The sequence below is a fragment of the Citricoccus sp. NPDC055426 genome (assembly GCF_040677445.1).
In the GTDB taxonomy this organism is placed as follows: domain Bacteria; phylum Actinomycetota; class Actinomycetes; order Actinomycetales; family Micrococcaceae; genus Citricoccus.
Genome location: NZ_JBFARZ010000001.1, coordinates 174,471 through 188,406, shown reverse-complemented (window position 1 = coordinate 188,406; position 13,936 = coordinate 174,471). Strand labels below are relative to the sequence as shown.

At 71.4% G+C, this 13,936-nt stretch carries 14 protein-coding genes; 3 read left to right on the top strand and 11 right to left on the bottom strand.

The genetic code is table 11. From position 1 onward, the window contains the following. Positions 1–10 precede the first annotated feature (10 nt). The 4 genes from AB0K08_RS00920 to AB0K08_RS00905 form a co-directional block, all read right to left on the bottom strand. The gene (locus AB0K08_RS00920) at positions 11–1,054 is read right to left on the bottom strand and encodes an LLM class flavin-dependent oxidoreductase (RefSeq protein WP_363351818.1); all 1,044 of its coding nucleotides are present in this window, start codon (positions 1,052–1,054) and stop codon (positions 11–13) included. Between the two features lie 250 nt (positions 1,055–1,304). After that, the gene (locus tag AB0K08_RS00915) at positions 1,305–2,495 is read right to left on the bottom strand and encodes an NAD(P)/FAD-dependent oxidoreductase (protein WP_363350724.1); all 1,191 of its coding nucleotides are present in this window, start codon (positions 2,493–2,495) and stop codon (positions 1,305–1,307) included. Continuing rightward, positions 2,479–2,730: a helix-turn-helix transcriptional regulator gene (locus AB0K08_RS00910; RefSeq protein WP_363350722.1), complete on the bottom strand. Its 252-nt coding sequence runs from the start codon at positions 2,728–2,730 to the stop codon at positions 2,479–2,481. Before AB0K08_RS00910 ends, AB0K08_RS00915 begins: the two co-directional genes overlap by 17 nt. After that, positions 2,730–3,239: a DUF2975 domain-containing protein gene (locus AB0K08_RS00905; RefSeq protein WP_363350720.1), complete on the bottom strand. Its 510-nt coding sequence runs from the start codon at positions 3,237–3,239 to the stop codon at positions 2,730–2,732. Before AB0K08_RS00905 ends, AB0K08_RS00910 begins: the two co-directional genes overlap by 1 nt. A gap of 170 nt (positions 3,240–3,409) precedes the next feature. On the opposite strand from AB0K08_RS00905, the gene AB0K08_RS00900 reads away from it, so the two are divergent. Next, positions 3,410–4,645 (top strand): trypsin-like peptidase domain-containing protein, encoded by a 1,236-nt coding sequence (locus tag AB0K08_RS00900; RefSeq protein ID WP_363350718.1) that lies wholly within the window; start codon positions 3,410–3,412, stop codon positions 4,643–4,645. 147 nt (positions 4,646–4,792) lie between these two features. Here AB0K08_RS00900 and AB0K08_RS00895 read toward each other — a convergent pair whose 3' ends face one another. The 4 genes from AB0K08_RS00895 to fabG form a co-directional block, all read right to left on the bottom strand. Further along, positions 4,793–6,241, bottom strand: a complete 1,449-nt coding sequence (locus AB0K08_RS00895; protein ID WP_363350716.1) for a permease — start codon at positions 6,239–6,241, stop codon at positions 4,793–4,795. Next, the gene (locus AB0K08_RS00890) at positions 6,238–6,984 is read right to left on the bottom strand and encodes an ABC transporter ATP-binding protein (RefSeq protein WP_363350714.1); all 747 of its coding nucleotides are present in this window, start codon (positions 6,982–6,984) and stop codon (positions 6,238–6,240) included. Before AB0K08_RS00890 ends, AB0K08_RS00895 begins: the two co-directional genes overlap by 4 nt. Positions 6,985–7,138: 154 nt before the next feature. Then, positions 7,139–8,410, bottom strand: coding sequence for an MFS transporter (locus tag AB0K08_RS00885; RefSeq protein WP_363350712.1), 1,272 nt, complete (start codon positions 8,408–8,410; stop codon positions 7,139–7,141). A gap of 39 nt (positions 8,411–8,449) precedes the next feature. Next, entirely contained in the window at positions 8,450–9,211 is a 762-nt protein-coding gene (gene fabG, locus AB0K08_RS00880) for a 3-oxoacyl-ACP reductase FabG (RefSeq protein ID WP_363350710.1), read from the bottom strand. A 110-nt stretch (positions 9,212–9,321) separates the two neighbouring features. Here fabG and AB0K08_RS00875 point away from each other — a divergent pair, with 110 nt between their 5' ends. Further along, complete coding sequence (locus AB0K08_RS00875) at positions 9,322–9,810, top strand: MarR family transcriptional regulator (RefSeq protein WP_363350708.1); 489 nt, start codon at positions 9,322–9,324, stop codon at positions 9,808–9,810. A 40-nt stretch (positions 9,811–9,850) separates the two neighbouring features. Here the strand turns inward: AB0K08_RS00875 and AB0K08_RS00870 are convergent, their stop codons facing one another. After that, positions 9,851–10,957: an endonuclease/exonuclease/phosphatase family protein gene (locus tag AB0K08_RS00870; protein ID WP_363350706.1), complete on the bottom strand. Its 1,107-nt coding sequence runs from the start codon at positions 10,955–10,957 to the stop codon at positions 9,851–9,853. A gap of 40 nt (positions 10,958–10,997) precedes the next feature. On the opposite strand from AB0K08_RS00870, the gene AB0K08_RS00865 reads away from it, so the two are divergent. Next, positions 10,998–11,453 carry a MarR family transcriptional regulator gene (locus AB0K08_RS00865; RefSeq protein WP_363350704.1) on the top strand — a complete coding sequence of 152 codons (456 nt, stop codon included), beginning with the start codon at positions 10,998–11,000 and terminating at the stop codon, positions 11,451–11,453. 38 nt (positions 11,454–11,491) lie between these two features. Here AB0K08_RS00865 and AB0K08_RS00860 read toward each other — a convergent pair whose 3' ends face one another. Both AB0K08_RS00860 and AB0K08_RS00855 read right to left on the bottom strand, forming a co-directional pair. Then, positions 11,492–11,941 (bottom strand): hypothetical protein, encoded by a 450-nt coding sequence (locus AB0K08_RS00860; protein ID WP_363350702.1) that lies wholly within the window; start codon positions 11,939–11,941, stop codon positions 11,492–11,494. A gap of 213 nt (positions 11,942–12,154) precedes the next feature. Further along, positions 12,155–12,931 (bottom strand): ubiquinone/menaquinone biosynthesis methyltransferase, encoded by a 777-nt coding sequence (locus tag AB0K08_RS00855; RefSeq protein ID WP_363350700.1) that lies wholly within the window; start codon positions 12,929–12,931, stop codon positions 12,155–12,157. Positions 12,932–13,936: the final 1,005 nt, after the last annotated feature.

Sequence of the window (13,936 nt, the reverse complement as noted above, 5' to 3'; positions counted from 1 at the left end):
GTGCGGAGGGTCAGGAGCCGGAGAGCATGTCCAGGACCATCGGCTTGACCTTCGATCCGTAGAGCTCGATCGACTCCATCATGTACTCGTGCGGCAGGGAGCCGTTGCCGTACTTCATGCCGAAGCGGCCGGCGTCCAGGGCGCGGACGCTCGCCGCCACCTTCCGCGCCACCGTCTCCGGGGAGCCCAGGTGCAGGGCGCCGTGGGTGATCTCCTGCCGGAACTGTGCGGGCGAGGGGGCGGGCCAGCCGCGTTCGGCGCCCATCTTGCGCATGGAGGCCTCCCAGTGCGGGTAGTACCGCTCGGCGGCCTCCTCGTCCGTGGCGGCCACGAATCCGTGGGAGTGCAGGGCCACGCGCCGGGCCTCGAATCCGCGGGAGGCGATCTCGCGGCGGTAGAGCTCGGCGAAGGGCCGGAACCGCTCCGGCGCCCCGCCGATGATCGCCAACTCGAGCCCCATGCCATAGGTGGCCGCGCGCACCACGGAGGTCGGGGTGCCCCCGACGGCCACCCAGGTGGGCAGGCCGAACTCATGCGCCGTCGTGGGGAACACGGACTGGCGGGTCAGCGCGGCGCGGGTGTTGCCCTGCCAGGTGACGGGGCGTTCGGTGCGCAGGTGGGAGAAGAGGTCCAGCTTCTCCTCGTAGAGCATCTCGTAGTCCTTCAGGTCGTACCCGAAGAGCGGGAAGGACTCGATGAAGGAGCCGCGGCCCAGGGAGACCTCGGCCCGGCCGTTCGAGACGGCGTCCAGGGTGGCGAAGCGCTGGTAGACGCGCACCGGGTCATCCGAGGAGAGCACGGTGACGGCGGAGATCAGTTTGATGTTCTCGGTCTGCCCGGCGATGGCGGAGAGCACCATCTCGGGCGAGGAGATGGTGTAGTCGGGGCGGTGGTGCTCGCCGATGCCGATGACGTCCACGCCGGACTGGTCTGCCATGACGCCCTCGGCCACCACGTTCCGCAGCACCTCGGGGTGGCTCAGGGGCTGCCCCTCGGCGGTGTGGGTCACGTCCCCGAAGGTGTGCAGGCCGAACTCGAGCGTGCCGGCGGGCACGGAGTCGGCACGTTCGGTGGACGGGTTGGGGCGCGGGGCCGCGAGCGCGGCAGGGCTCTGGGAGGCAGGATTCTCGGTCACGTCAGGGAGAACGCCGGGACCCCTCCGATTCATTCCTTGAGATTTCAACTTCCCGCCGGGTGGTCTGGAGGAGCTGGATGGGATGGATGGGCTGAGTGGTCAATTCCCGCGGCGATCCCGGTCCAGACTGCCGCACGATCTGACCACCCAGCGGAGGGGTCTGGCCAGGTCAGGGCAGCGGAAATGAGCCGTGGCCGAAGAGGATCCGGCGGGCCAGGGCACGCCCCGGCGGGGTCCGGAGCGCCGTGAAGGCGGCGGAGGCCATCGCGGGGGTGCGGAGGGCGTCCAGGCCCTGCCGCAGCAGGAGCCGCTTGCGGAACCGGGCCCGCAGTGCGCCGCCGTCGTAGTGCTCCAGGACCTCGGGCCGGCCGGCACGCAAGGCCTCGTCCAGGATCTCGGCGGCGTGCCCGGACAGCCGCAGGCAGGGGTCGAGCCCGCCGGCGGTGAGCGGGGAGACCGCCCCGGCGGCGTCCCCCACGAGCAGCCCCTCGGCGCAGGAGATCCGCGGCAGCACGCCGCCCACGGGGATGGGCCCCGCCCGCTTCTCCACTGCCTCCGGACGGACCACACCGTCCATTCCGGGGGCTGCCGCGGCGAACCTCTGGAGCGCCGCATACATCCCGCGCGGGAAGCGCTCCGCGTAGCCGGCGGTGCCGAGGTGGATGTGCTCGCCGTCCCGCAGCACCCAGGCCAGGTAGCCGGGGGCGATCCGGGGGTCCACCACGCAGTGGAACCCCGGCTCGACGGCCGGGTCTGGGTCCGCGAAGACCTCCTCGGCCCCCACGAGCAGTTCCGCGTTCCGGCTCAGTCCCAGCGTGCGGGCCACCCGGGACCGCGCCCCGTCCGCCCCCACGAGGTACCGGGCCCGCACCCGCGCCGGCCCACCCGGCCCCTCGAGGAGGTAGGCAGGTCCGCCCTGCCGGGCGCCGTCGTCGTACCTCTCGGCCGGCCCCAGGAAGCGGGTGGCGAGGCGCAGCTCGACGCCGGCCCGCTCGGCCTCGCGGGCCGCGTCCACGTACAGCGGGCCCATGTCCCCGACGCGGTACTCGTCCCTCTCGCTGGCCAGCTCGACCGGGCCGCGCAATCCGGGCGGGTAGAGCACCATGCGGCGGATCGGCGGGCCGAGATGCTCCTCGGGCAGGTCGAAGTCCTCCAGGGTGCGGCGCACGAAGATCCCGGTGGTGCGGACGGTGCCGGTCAGGGTGGGGCGGCGCTCGGCGAGGACCACCCTCCTGCCGGACCGGGCCAACAGGGTGGCGGCATGCAGTCCCGCCAGCCCCGCACCGACCACCATGACGTCCGCGCCCTCCGCGCGCTCGTCGGGCGCTCCGTGCGCCTCGCGGTCAGTCGGTTCCGCCATCCGGGCCACCCTCCCCGGCGACCTCGCCGCCGGCTCCGTCCCAGCGCAGCAGGTCCCCCGGCTGGCAGTCCAGCACCCGGCAGAGCGCGGCCAGCGTGGAGAACCGCACGGCCTTGGCACGCCCGTTCTTCAGCACGGCCAGGTTGGCCGGGGTGATCCCGACGGCCTCGGCCAGCTCGCCGGCGGACATCTTGCGCCGGGCCATCATGACGTCCACGTCCACCACGATCGACATCAGATCACCTCCGAGAGTTCGTCCTCGAGGCGGCGGGCCTGATCGTCGCGCTCCACGGCCTGCGCCAGCAGCCGCCGGGCCACGTGGACCGTCAGGGCCGCCGCGAAGGCCAACAACGCCACCCCACCGATCAGCAGGACGAGCCCCGGGGCGGTGGTGCCGCCGCTCAGGATGATCCCGAAGGCCACCAACAGCACGCCACCACCGGCCATCGCCCCCGTGATCACGTCCACGGAGCGGAAGGCCTGCCGGGAGAAGATCCGACCCCGCAGCACGAGGGTCAGCAGCCGCCAGATGCAGACGCCGACCACCTGAAGGCTCACCACTCCCAGCGCCAGGACCACGATGAGGGACACGGCGACCTCTGGTGGCGCGGCGCCGAGGTCGATCCACAGCAGCGGCAGGATCACCGCCAGGACCACGAGCGAGCCGGTGGCGGCGAGCACCAACATGGTCCGCAGGACGAGCACCAGGGAACGCGGTACGGAGGTGGACACGGAAGCGGGCATGACAGTCCTCCATCGATTGTCTTTCGACACAAATCTATCGTTAAGCGATAGCTTTGCCAACGCGTCCGGATGCCCACCCAGCGCAGTCACAGGAACGGCACACGTGGCGCGGAGGCTGTGATGGTGGTGTGTGGGCGGACCAAGAACCAGCCGACTCCGAGGAGGACGCGATGACCGAGACGAAGAGACCGCGCCGGATGCGCGGGGCCGTGGCCGCGATGACAGCGGCCGGGCTCCTGGTCGCCGGCGCCGTGGGTGGCGTGGTGGCCGATTCCGTGGCCACGGATCCGTCCCCGTCCGCCGCGTCCTCACCGGCCGCCGGCAGCGGCTCGAACGGCGGCTCGAACGGTGGATCGTCCTCGGGGAACGAGCTCTCGGCGCAGACCGTCGCCGACCCGGCGACCCTGGCCGGGGCCCTGGACCACACCCACGACGGCATCACCGTGCCGGAGGGGGAGGCCGCACCGGCTGACGCGAGCCACGCCCCGGGTGCCGAGGGCACCCCGGTGGATGCCGGCGTCGAGGTCCAGGACGCCCCCGGCGTGCTCCTGGTGGAGACCGAGACCTCGTACGGTGAGGGCGCCGGCTCGGGGATGGTGCTGAGCGCGGATGGCCTCGCCCTGACGAACTACCACGTGGTGGACGGCTCCTCCGAGGTGGAGGTCACCGTGGCGGACACCGGTGAGACCCACACGGCCGAGGTGATGGGCCGGGATGCCGCCCATGACGTGGCGGTGCTGCAGCTGCAGGATGCCTCCGGCTTGGACACCGCCAGCGTGGACCCCTCCGGCGTGGATACCGGGGAGGACGTGGCCGCCGTGGGCAACGGCTCCGGACAGGGCTACCTGACCGCCGTCTCCGGCACGGTGACCGGCGTGGACCAGTCCATCTCCGCGGAGCGGCTCGGTGACGCCGAGGACCTGACCGGGCTGATCGCGACGGACGCAGATGTGGTGCCCGGTTATTCGGGTGGGCCGTTGGTGGACGACGACGGCCAGGTCGTCGGGATGAGCACGGCGGCCTCCACCGGGGAGACCTCCGAACAGGTCAACGGCTTCGGCATCGGGATCACCGAGGCCCTGGGCATCGCGGACCAGATCGTGGCCGGCACCGAGTCGGACAGCGTGCAGGTCGGCGCCTCCGGGGCGCTCGGGGTCACCGTGACGGATGCCGCCGCTGGCGCACTCGTGGTGGAGGTCGCCCCGGGATCCGCGGCCGAGTCGGCAGGGCTGGTGGCCGGCGACACCGTCACGGTCCTGGACGGCACCGAGGTGGCCGATTCCGCCGAACTCTCCGATCAGGTCGGCTCGTCGGATCCGGGTGACTCCGTGACCTTGACGTGGGCGGACGCCGAGGGTGCCGAGCACTCCGCCACCGTGGACCTGGGTGAAAGCACCGTGAACTGAACTCCACCGGATGCGCTGACACCAACGGTGGGTGGTCAGTTGGGGTGGGGGTCGCGGCCCTGATCGCCACTCCAACTGACCACCCACGGCTAACTGACTACCCACCGCTCACTGACCACCCACGGCTTGTGTCCTGAAGGCCCCGGGTCAGCGCTCCGCGAGCACCCCGCGCAGCGTGGGCCGAGAGGCGGCCACGCCCAGCCGCACCAGCAGCACCCCGAGCACCAGGGCCCCGGCCACCAACGCGATGGACGCTGGGCTGAAGATGACGGCCGCACCGATCACGGGCAGGGTCGTCACCACGGCGGCCACGAGGGTGAAGACCAGCACGATCCACAGCGGCCCCATCACGGAGCGGCGGCGGATGGCCTCCATGGTCGCCTCGGTCATGCCGAGCCGGCCCAGCCCCCGGTACATCTGGGCGCGGTCCAGCACCTGGGCCGCCTGGGTGATGCCGACGGAGCAGGCCGTCAGCACGAAGGCGATGAGCATGGTCAGGAGCACCCCGGTCTGCAGGTCACCGATGAGCACCAGGTCCTCCGGCCGCGCCCCCTCGGCGGAGACCGTGTTCGCCAGGCCCATGCCGGCCCCGCCGACCACGCCGATGTAGGTGGTCACCGCCAGGCCGCCGATCTGCCGCCAGGCCTGCTGCGGCGATTCGAGCACGTTCCGGGCCGCCACGAGTTGCTCGGCGGTCTCCGCCCGGCGCCAGGTGCGGCGGGTCACGAGGCCCACCAGCCAGGGGCCGATGAAGTGCAGGGCCAGCATCGGCAGACCGAAGCCCGCGAGCAGCATGATCAGCACGACGATCATCTCCCCGGCCCCGAAGGCGTTGAGCAGCACCTGGGCCAGCACCAGTCCCACCACGGCCAGCACCACGCGGACCCAGTGGACGGTGGCGGCCTGCTGCCGGGTGCGCACGCCCAAGGGGGTGATCTCGATCCGTCGCAGCCCGGCCATCGAGCTCGCGGCGGCCATCAGCAGCAGGGCCCCGACCACGGCGAACAGCCAGCCGGTCCCGAGCCACATGCCCTCCAGCCCGATGGGCCGCCCCGCGAACGGGATCAGCCCGACCAGGGGCATGAACACGAGGTACCCCACGACGCCGAGCAGCAGCCCCGCGGCGGCCAGCACCACGGACTCGACCACGGCCAGGGTCCGCACGGTGAGGGTCCCCGCGCCCAGCAGGCGCAGGGAGGAGAGGCGCTCGTCCCGGCGCCGGGCCAGCAGCCGGGCGGCGGACCCGGCCAGCCCGGCCAGCGGGAACACGAGCAGCATCAGCGCGAAGACCGAGAGGATCAGGTAGAAGCCGGCCAGGTCGCCCGAGATCGTCCAGAACGAGGCGGCGCCGCCGGCCACGAGCAGGGCCAGCGTGCCGACGATTGCGAACGCGGTCACGGGCAGCCCCCAGACCTGGCGGTCGGCGAACAGCTTGGTCAGGAACAGCCTCAGCACCGCGGCGGTGCCGGCCGTGGGCCCCCGGCCCGTGCCCGACGGCGGCCGGCCGGGGAGCGCGCCCAGGTCACCGTCCGGCGTCGCGCCGGGATGGTCAGACCGGTCGGACTGGCGGCCAGTACGAACGGTCTCGTTCCTCATCGCACACCTCCGGTGGCGGTGGCGGCCGAGTCGGCGACGATCCGGCCGTCGGCCACGCGCACCAGGCGGGAGCAGCGGTCGGCGGTGGCCTGGTCGTGGGTGACCATCACCAGGGTGCGCCCGCGGCCCACGGTGGAGTCGAGCAGGGCGGCGAGCACGGAGGCGGAGGTGGCGGAGTCCAGTGCGCCGGTGGGCTCGTCGGCGAAGACGACGTGCGGGTCCGCCACCTGCGCACGGGCGATGGCCACGCGCTGGGCCTGTCCGCCGGAGAGCTCGCCCAGGCGGCGGGTCTGCATCCCGTCCAGCCCGAGGCCGGCCAGCCACTGGGCGGCATGGGACTCGGCGGCCGGACGGGGCACGCCGGAGAGCATCAGCGGCAGGGCGACGTTCTCCACGGCCGTCAGCTCAGGCAGCAGCAGTCCGTCCTGGAAGACGAAGCCGAAACGTTCGCGGCGCAGCTTCGCGCGCGCCTCCTCGTTCAAGGCGGTCACCTCGGTGCCGCTCGCCGTGGGCCCGGTGCCGGTACCGGTGAACTGGACCGAGCCGGCGTCGGGCGTCAGGATTCCGGAGAGGATGTGCATCAGGGTGGTCTTGCCGGAACCGGAGGGCCCCATGATGGCCACGGACTCCCCGGCCTCGACGGTCAAGTCCACGCCGTCCAGGGCATGGGTGGTGCCATAGGACTTCCTCAGGCCGCGGGCAACGAGGAGGGGTGCGGGCAGGGCTGCGGGTCGATTCATCATGCTTCCACTCTCGCCGCTCCGCCCCGTACCGTCGTCGGCCCCGGCTCCGATCCTGCCCCGCCGCGGGTCCACCCACAGGATGACCCCGACCCCCATCACGGCCGCAGTTGACGTCGAGAATCGCCGATGAAATCGACAGTTGCCGCTCTCGTGATCAGGGGGTGGGGGTGGCGTTGCGGGAGAACAGCATGGCCACGCAACCGGCGGCCAGGATCCCGAGCAGGGTCACGGCGGCCGGCACCATGGCCCACAGGTCCCCGACGATCCCGAGCAGCAGCGTGAACGCCGCCAGGCAGAGGTAGGCGATCGTGAAGTACCGGCTCATGGAGGCGGCCGCCCCGAGCGGGCGGCGGCGGTTGAACTCACCGATCTCCTGCGTGGCACTGAAGAACGTGAAGCCATGCCCGACGCCGGCCCCCACCGCCGCGATGAGCGCCCACCACACCTGCCCCGTGGCCAGCATGGCGGCAAAGCCGCCGATCCCGACGAGCAGGGCCGACAGGCCCAGCCGGCGGCCCCGCTGGACGGGCACGTTCCGGGCCGACACCTGGACGATGCCGGCCACCGCCAGCACCGCGGCCACGATCCCGCCCAGCACCGTCAGGCTCTCCACGCCGAGGGCGGTGCCGATGAGGCCGGGTCCCACCGACTGGTAGAGCCCCACCATGGCCCAGCTGGTGCCGGCGGTGAGGCTGATCATCAGGTGGGACCGCGGCGCGAGCATCGGGGCGGAAGCCGGCGCTGTCTCCCGCGTCGGTTCCGCCGCCGGGGACTCGGCCGGAACCACCGCCGAGGCCCCTGCCTCCCCCAGGACCAGGGGGCCGGTGGACGGACCGGTGGGGGCCGGCGTCGCCGGTGGGGCCGGGGAGCGCCCGTGCACGAGCAGCAGGAGCATCACGGCGGCCACGCAGGCGCCCGCCACCAGCATCGGCAGGGTGGTTCCGGCGGAGAGGTCCGCCAGCGCCCCCGCGAGCACGGGACCGAGGCAGGCCCCGACCAGCGCGGTCAGGGTGACCAGCAGCGCGGTGAAGGACCGGGCCCGCGGCGGGGCCGCACCGTAGAGGGCGGCGCTGGAGGCGGACATCACCACCCCGAGCGCCAGGCCCTGGATGAACCGGGCGGCCAGCAGCATCCCGGCCCCGCCCGCCAGGGCGAGCGCCAGGGCGGCCACCACCGAGGCGGCCGCCGCCAGCACCATCAGCGTCCGGGGGCTGTGCCGCCGCAACCACCGGCCCGTGAGCAGCAGTCCGGGGATCAGCCCGCCCACGTACATGGCGTAGACGAGGGTCTGGACCGTGGCCGAGAACCCGAATTCCGCACGCCAGGCGGCGTAGAGCACGGTGGGGGCGTTGACCGCCCCGAAGACCAGGACGGCGGTGGCGAAGGCGGTGACCCGCGGAACCGGCGAGGCCGTCTCCGGGGTCACCGCGCCCCTCCCAGTTCTCTCATGTCCTGCCCGCTCCGCTCAGGAGGCGGCCTTGGAGTCCCCGTCGATCGGCAGCTGCTGGCCGGTGATGGTGCGGCCGTGCGGGCCGGCGAGGAAGATGATCAGCGCGGCGATGTCCGCCGCGTCGATGAACTCCTTCACGGACTGGTTCTGCAGGGCGTTGGCCTGCTCCGCCTCCAGCGAGGTGCCGTTGGCCTCCGCGCGGCCGGCCAGGACGCTGTCCATGCGGGGGCCGGCGACGGCACCGGGGTGGATGGTGTTGGAGGTGATGCCGTACTGGCCCAGCTCCAGGGACAGGGTCTTGGCGAAGCCGACCAGGCCCCACTTGGTGGTGGAGTAGCCGATCCGGTTCTCGTAGCCGAAGCGGCCGGCCAGGGAGGACATGGTCACGATGGTGCCGGCCTCGGACTGCTTGAGCAGCGGGATCGCCCGCTGGGTCACCATGAAGGTGCCCGTCAGGTTGATGCCCAGGATGGCGTTCCAGGCCTCAGGGTCGAGGCCCTCGGCCGGCACCGTCGGACCGCCGATGCCGGCCATGTTGATCAGCACGTCCAGGCCGCCGAGCTCCTTCTGGAGGTCGTCGAAGAGCGCCTGGACGGAGTCGGCCTGGGAGACGTCGGTGACGGAGCCGGTGATGTTCTCGTGGGAGGCGACGGCGGCGGCCACGGCCTCGGCGTTGATGTCCGCGATGTGCACGCGGTGGCCTTCGGCGGCGAATGCGGTGGCGGTGGCGAAGCCGATGCCGCCGGCGCCTGCGGTGATGAGGACCTTCTTGCTCATGGTGTTTCCCTCCGGAGAATCGGGTGGTCGTCGTTCGGGGTGGTGCTGCACTGCCATTCTGTTTCCTGGGAAGGTATTATGAAGGAAGGAATGACGAGGAGGACCAGGTCATGGATTCCATCCGCAGCATGCGGGCCGACGAGAAGCACACTACCGACCATCGGGCCGTGGAGCTCTGGGGCCGGGTCATCAACGGCTTCGAGGTGACCAACCGCCGGCTCCACGACGCGATCGACCGGGAGTTCTCCTTGACTGCGGCCGAGACGCAGGTCCTGCTGAACCTGCACCGCCAGCCCGGGCACCGCGCACCGATGGCCAAACTGGCGCAGGCGGCCTCGTTCTCCACCGGCGGGTTCACCAAGCTCGCGGATAAGCTCACCAAACGCGGGTATGTCACGCGGGCCGCCTGCTCGGACGACCGGCGGGTGACCTTCCTCGAGTTCACCCCCGAGGGGCTCGAGGTCGCCGGCCGGCTGACTGCGATGGCCGCACGCACCAACCACGAGGTCTTCATCGATGTCCTCGGTGAGCAGCGGGCCGCGCAGGTGGCGGAGGCGATGACCGAGCTGTTCCGGGCCAACGCGCCGGCCATGGACTGAGGACCGGCCAAGCGCCCCCTCAGCACCCCTCAGACATCCCTCAGATCCCGCCCGCCGTCACCGTGGTGAGGATGCCGCGGTGGTCCGTCCCGGGCAACGTCAGCCGCCGGTAGTCCTGCGGCACGAGCCCCCGCAGCAACACGTGGTCGATCTGCGTGAACGGCGGCACCCAGGAGCCCACCGGCCACGTCGCCCCCGGCCAGGGCCCGGCCGCTGCGGCCGCCGGGATGAACCCCTCGGCCAGGGTCCGGAACTGCGGATGGGCCCCGCTGGCGTTGAAGTCCCCGGCCAGCACCAGGGGCAGATCCGACCGCTCCGCCTGCCAACCGGCCAGGCCCCGCAGGGTCTGATCCCAGGAGGGCACGAAGTCCGGCCCGATCGGCGGCACCGGGTGGATGCCCACCACGCGCACGGCCCCCAGCCCCGGATCCTGCACCACCGCCACCGGCTGGTCGAAATGGCGGTACCCGGCGAACCGCGGCAGCACGCCCTCGGAGCGCAGCGGATGGGCGGACAGGATCACGGCTCCGCCGGCCTTCCCACCCTGCGGCTCCTCTGGGATCGCCGCCGTGCGGTGCGGCAGCCCGTCCAGGGCGCCACGGGCCTGCAGACCATCGAGCAGCTTCTCGTCCGCCTCCACCAGGACGAGGACGTCCACCCCGTTCTCGCGTATGACCGAGGCCAGGGCGGCGGGATCGACGCCGGCGTACTCGGCGTTCAGGCTCAGCAGGGTCAGCTCAGCGGGCGCCTGGGGGCTGCCCGCGCCACCACTCGCACCAGCGCCGGCGGCATCATCCGGGGCCACGGACGCCGCGGGCGGGGCCATCGGCACCAGCGCCGGCACCAGTCCCGCCACCGCACCGGCAACCAGGACCAGGGCGGCCCATCGCTGGCGCGCCACGGCCATCACCATGGCCAAAGCCACAGCCACTAGGCACAACACCGGGACCAGGGACTGCAACGGCACGACGACCCACGGGACGGTGATGGCCGGGTGGGGCAGCACCGCCAGGCCGCCGGCGAGCACCGCGCAGGCGAGCAGGACAGCGGTCCTGCCGCGCCGACGTCGTGCTTGGGGCCTGTCCGCCCCCTGCGGATCCGCCACCATGCCGCCTCCCTCCACCGCAGCCACGGGGAGGCCGGGCACCGCGCGCCCGCCTGCCGGGCACATCAGGCATCCTAGAGGCATGCCCGAGCCGACCCCCGCCACCGACCCCCTGGCCCTCGAGAGCCAGATCTGCTTCGCGCTGTCCGTGGCCTCCCGGGGGGTGATCGCCGCCTACCGGCCCGTGCTCGAGCCGCTGCGGCTCACGCACCCGCAGTACCTGGTGATGCTCGCGCTGTGGCAGCACGCCCCGCTGTCCCTGAAGGCCCTGGCCGAGCGGCTGCACATGGAGACGGCCACCCTCTCCCCGATGACGCGGCGCCTGGAGGCGCTGGGCTACCTCCGCCGGGACCGGGATCCCGACGACGGCCGCGGCCTGGCGCTCTCCCTCACCGAGCCGGGGCGGACCCTGCGACGGCAGGCCGAACAGGTTCCCGTCCAGATGATGCGGCGGTTGCGGATGGACGAGACCGAGCTGCGCGAACTGCAGCGGCTGATGACGATGCTGATGGAGCGCGTCCACCCGGGGGCGGCGTAGCGCCGCGATCTGGCCGCACGGGCCGGGTGGGGCGCCGGTCAGTCGTCGGTCCGGGGCCGGGGATCCTCGGACGCGGGCGGGTCCTCGGGCTGGGGAGTCCGCTCGACCGTCTGCACGGTCTGCTCCGGGTCCACGGGGTTCCCGTCCTGGTCCACCATGATGTAGCGGTAGCCCTCCTGGAACGGCTTCGGGGGCTGTCCGTGGTGGCTCAAGAACTCCGACTTCTCGGACGCGGGCGCACCGGCTTCGCCCGCCGCACGCTTGACGGCGGGGGGCGGCTCCTCGCCGTGGGCACGGTAGGCCGCCGCCACCCGTTGCGCACGTTCCGCCCGGAGCCCCTCGCGGGGGTTCAGGCCGGCCTGTCGGCTCGCCGGGCCGTAGACGTCGTTGGCCGCATAGCGGATCCGCCAGAGCAGGCGGTATCCGAGGGACAGCCCGGTGTTGTCCCGGACCACGGGATGGACCTTCTCGTTCTCGTTCTCATGCATGGCGTGCCTCCCAGAGCGAGCCGATGCCGGGGCACCGGCCTTCACTCCAGCGTAGATCTGCCGGCGGGGAAGGTGAACGGTCCGTGACCGGCTCTCATCACGAGAGTTCGACACCCTTGATTACGAGAGCGCTACTGGTCGAGACTCGCCGGAGAAGTCGACATCAACTGATGCCGTGATGGGGAACCGGTGCCGCGACGAGGGCGGGGCGGATCAGCGGGGCTTGGTGGCCCAGTGGATCGCCAGGGTGCCGAACAGGTGCGTCTCATGGCCGACGTCGGTGAATCCGGCGTCCTCCAGCAGGCCCTGGATCTGGGCCGGGGTCTTGAAGCCGCGGGACGTGGCGGAGAGGTATTCGTAGGCGTCGGGGTCCTGGGTGATCAGCTTGGAGATCTGCGGCACCACGTACTTGATGTAGGCCGTGGAGAACGGCTTGATGAGGTTGTCCGGGGCCGGGGAGGTCTCCAGGGCGACCATGCGCCCGCCGGGCTTGAGCACCCGGAATTGCTCGGCCAGGGTGGCGGGGATGTCCGCCACATTGCGCAGCAGGTAACCGTGGGTCACGGCGTCGAAGGCGCCCTCGGCGAAGGGCAGGTCCATGGCGTCGGCCTCGACCCACTCGATCTGCTCGCCGCCGGGGCGGCGCTTGCCGACCTCCATCATCTCCGGGGCGAAGTCGGCGCCGGTGATGGTGGCACCGTAATGCCGCCGCAGCACCTCAAGGGCGATGTCCCCCGTGCCCGTGGCCAGGTCCAGGACCACCGGGGCGTCCGGCAGCTCGGCACGCTCCACGGTCCGGCGGACAAAGCGCGGCTCCTGGCCCCACGTCATGACGAGGTTCATCAGGTCGTAGCGATCGGCGATGCCGTCGAACATGGAGGAGACTTGGGCGCCATGGCCTGTCCCGTGGTCGAGTCCGGAGTCGTCCCCCGGTCCGCCTTCGTGGTCTGCGGGGCGGGCGTTCTCGGCGGCTGGCTGGTTCGTGCTCACCCGCTCCACGGTAGTCGGTCCGTCACCATCAATCCGCACAGAGCGGATGATGGCGTAGAGCCTTCAAACGAGTCCCTGTTCGGAACTCCAGGGTTCCGCTGCCCAACTCACGACGTCCGAGACCATACCCTCCGTAGACACCCATCTCCTCAGGGAGTGATCCGCGAGCCCACAATTTTCGCCGGCGCCGCGCAGTTCCCACGCGGCGAGTAAGCCCGGGCTTCTCCCTGGACGAGCCTCCGGGTGACCTCTCACGAGCCGACGTCCACCGCAGCGCCGGCGCCAGTCCCTTCCGGTCTCGCCACGTGGCTCCAGAAGAACGCCGTCGCCGGGTCTTCATAGTCACAGTAAGCGGGACTGTTGTGATGCCAACGGAGGCCAGGACACTGCACCGTCTTGACCTCAGGGACCTCGAATTCCGTCCATCGACAGGCGTGGGCAATTTCCCCGTCTTATGGGTGTCAAGGTAGGTATACCCGTGCCCCAGTATTGGTGACCACATGATGTGCGGTGGACAGAAGTGTCGAATGGTCACCGGCATGGACACCGCCTCGAATGACCCCAAGACCGAGAAGCCTGATTACGTCAAGGTAGAAACTGCCGTATTCGCGGTGGATGCGAATCCGCCAGTGTGAATGACTTCCCCATGTTGGAGGCTGTGTGGCCGATTTCTGGCTGCTGTCTTGGTAGGACGCGGCCGGTTAGCGTCTAACCGCGAGGTGAGAGATCGGGTTTTGACCTCGGATTGCATGAGCACTTGACCGCGGTCCGCGGTGGGTGCGAAGTACTCTCCACATCAACCTCGCTCACTCCGAGTCCATCACGCTACTGCGCCAATTGTCCCTTTCCCTGGGGAGAAGACGATGGTGTTCCCTTTCGACAGGCCTTGGAGTCTCGGCTTGCCGTGGAGTGGTCTGTGCGGCACGTATGACGCTGTGTGACGCCAGGGCGGGCGTCACACATCGAAATTGGCCGGTGTGTGCCGAATGCGTCCTCCCGTGGCGT

Excerpts from the sequence above, each read along its gene's own strand:
- fabG (WP_363350710.1), bottom strand. The coding sequence starts at position 9,211 with ATGAGCAAGAAGGTCCTCATCACCGCAGGCGCCGGCGGCATCGGCTTC.
- AB0K08_RS00860 (WP_363350702.1), bottom strand. The coding sequence starts at position 11,941 with ATGCATGAGAACGAGAACGAGAAGGTCCATCCCGTGGTCCGGGACAAC.
- AB0K08_RS00875 (WP_363350708.1), top strand. The coding sequence starts at position 9,322 with ATGGATTCCATCCGCAGCATGCGGGCCGACGAGAAGCACACTACCGAC.
- AB0K08_RS00905 (WP_363350720.1), bottom strand. The coding sequence starts at position 3,239 with ATGCCCGCTTCCGTGTCCACCTCCGTACCGCGTTCCCTGGTGCTCGTC.
- AB0K08_RS00890 (WP_363350714.1), bottom strand. The coding sequence starts at position 6,984 with ATGATGAATCGACCCGCAGCCCTGCCCGCACCCCTCCTCGTTGCCCGC.
- AB0K08_RS00895 (WP_363350716.1), bottom strand. The coding sequence starts at position 6,241 with ATGAGGAACGAGACCGTTCGTACTGGCCGCCAGTCCGACCGGTCTGAC.
- AB0K08_RS00865 (WP_363350704.1), top strand. The coding sequence starts at position 10,998 with ATGCCCGAGCCGACCCCCGCCACCGACCCCCTGGCCCTCGAGAGCCAG.
- AB0K08_RS00910 (WP_363350722.1), bottom strand. The coding sequence starts at position 2,730 with ATGTCGATCGTGGTGGACGTGGACGTCATGATGGCCCGGCGCAAGATG.
- AB0K08_RS00915 (WP_363350724.1), bottom strand. The coding sequence starts at position 2,495 with ATGGCGGAACCGACTGACCGCGAGGCGCACGGAGCGCCCGACGAGCGC.
- AB0K08_RS00900 (WP_363350718.1), top strand. The coding sequence starts at position 3,410 with ATGACCGAGACGAAGAGACCGCGCCGGATGCGCGGGGCCGTGGCCGCG.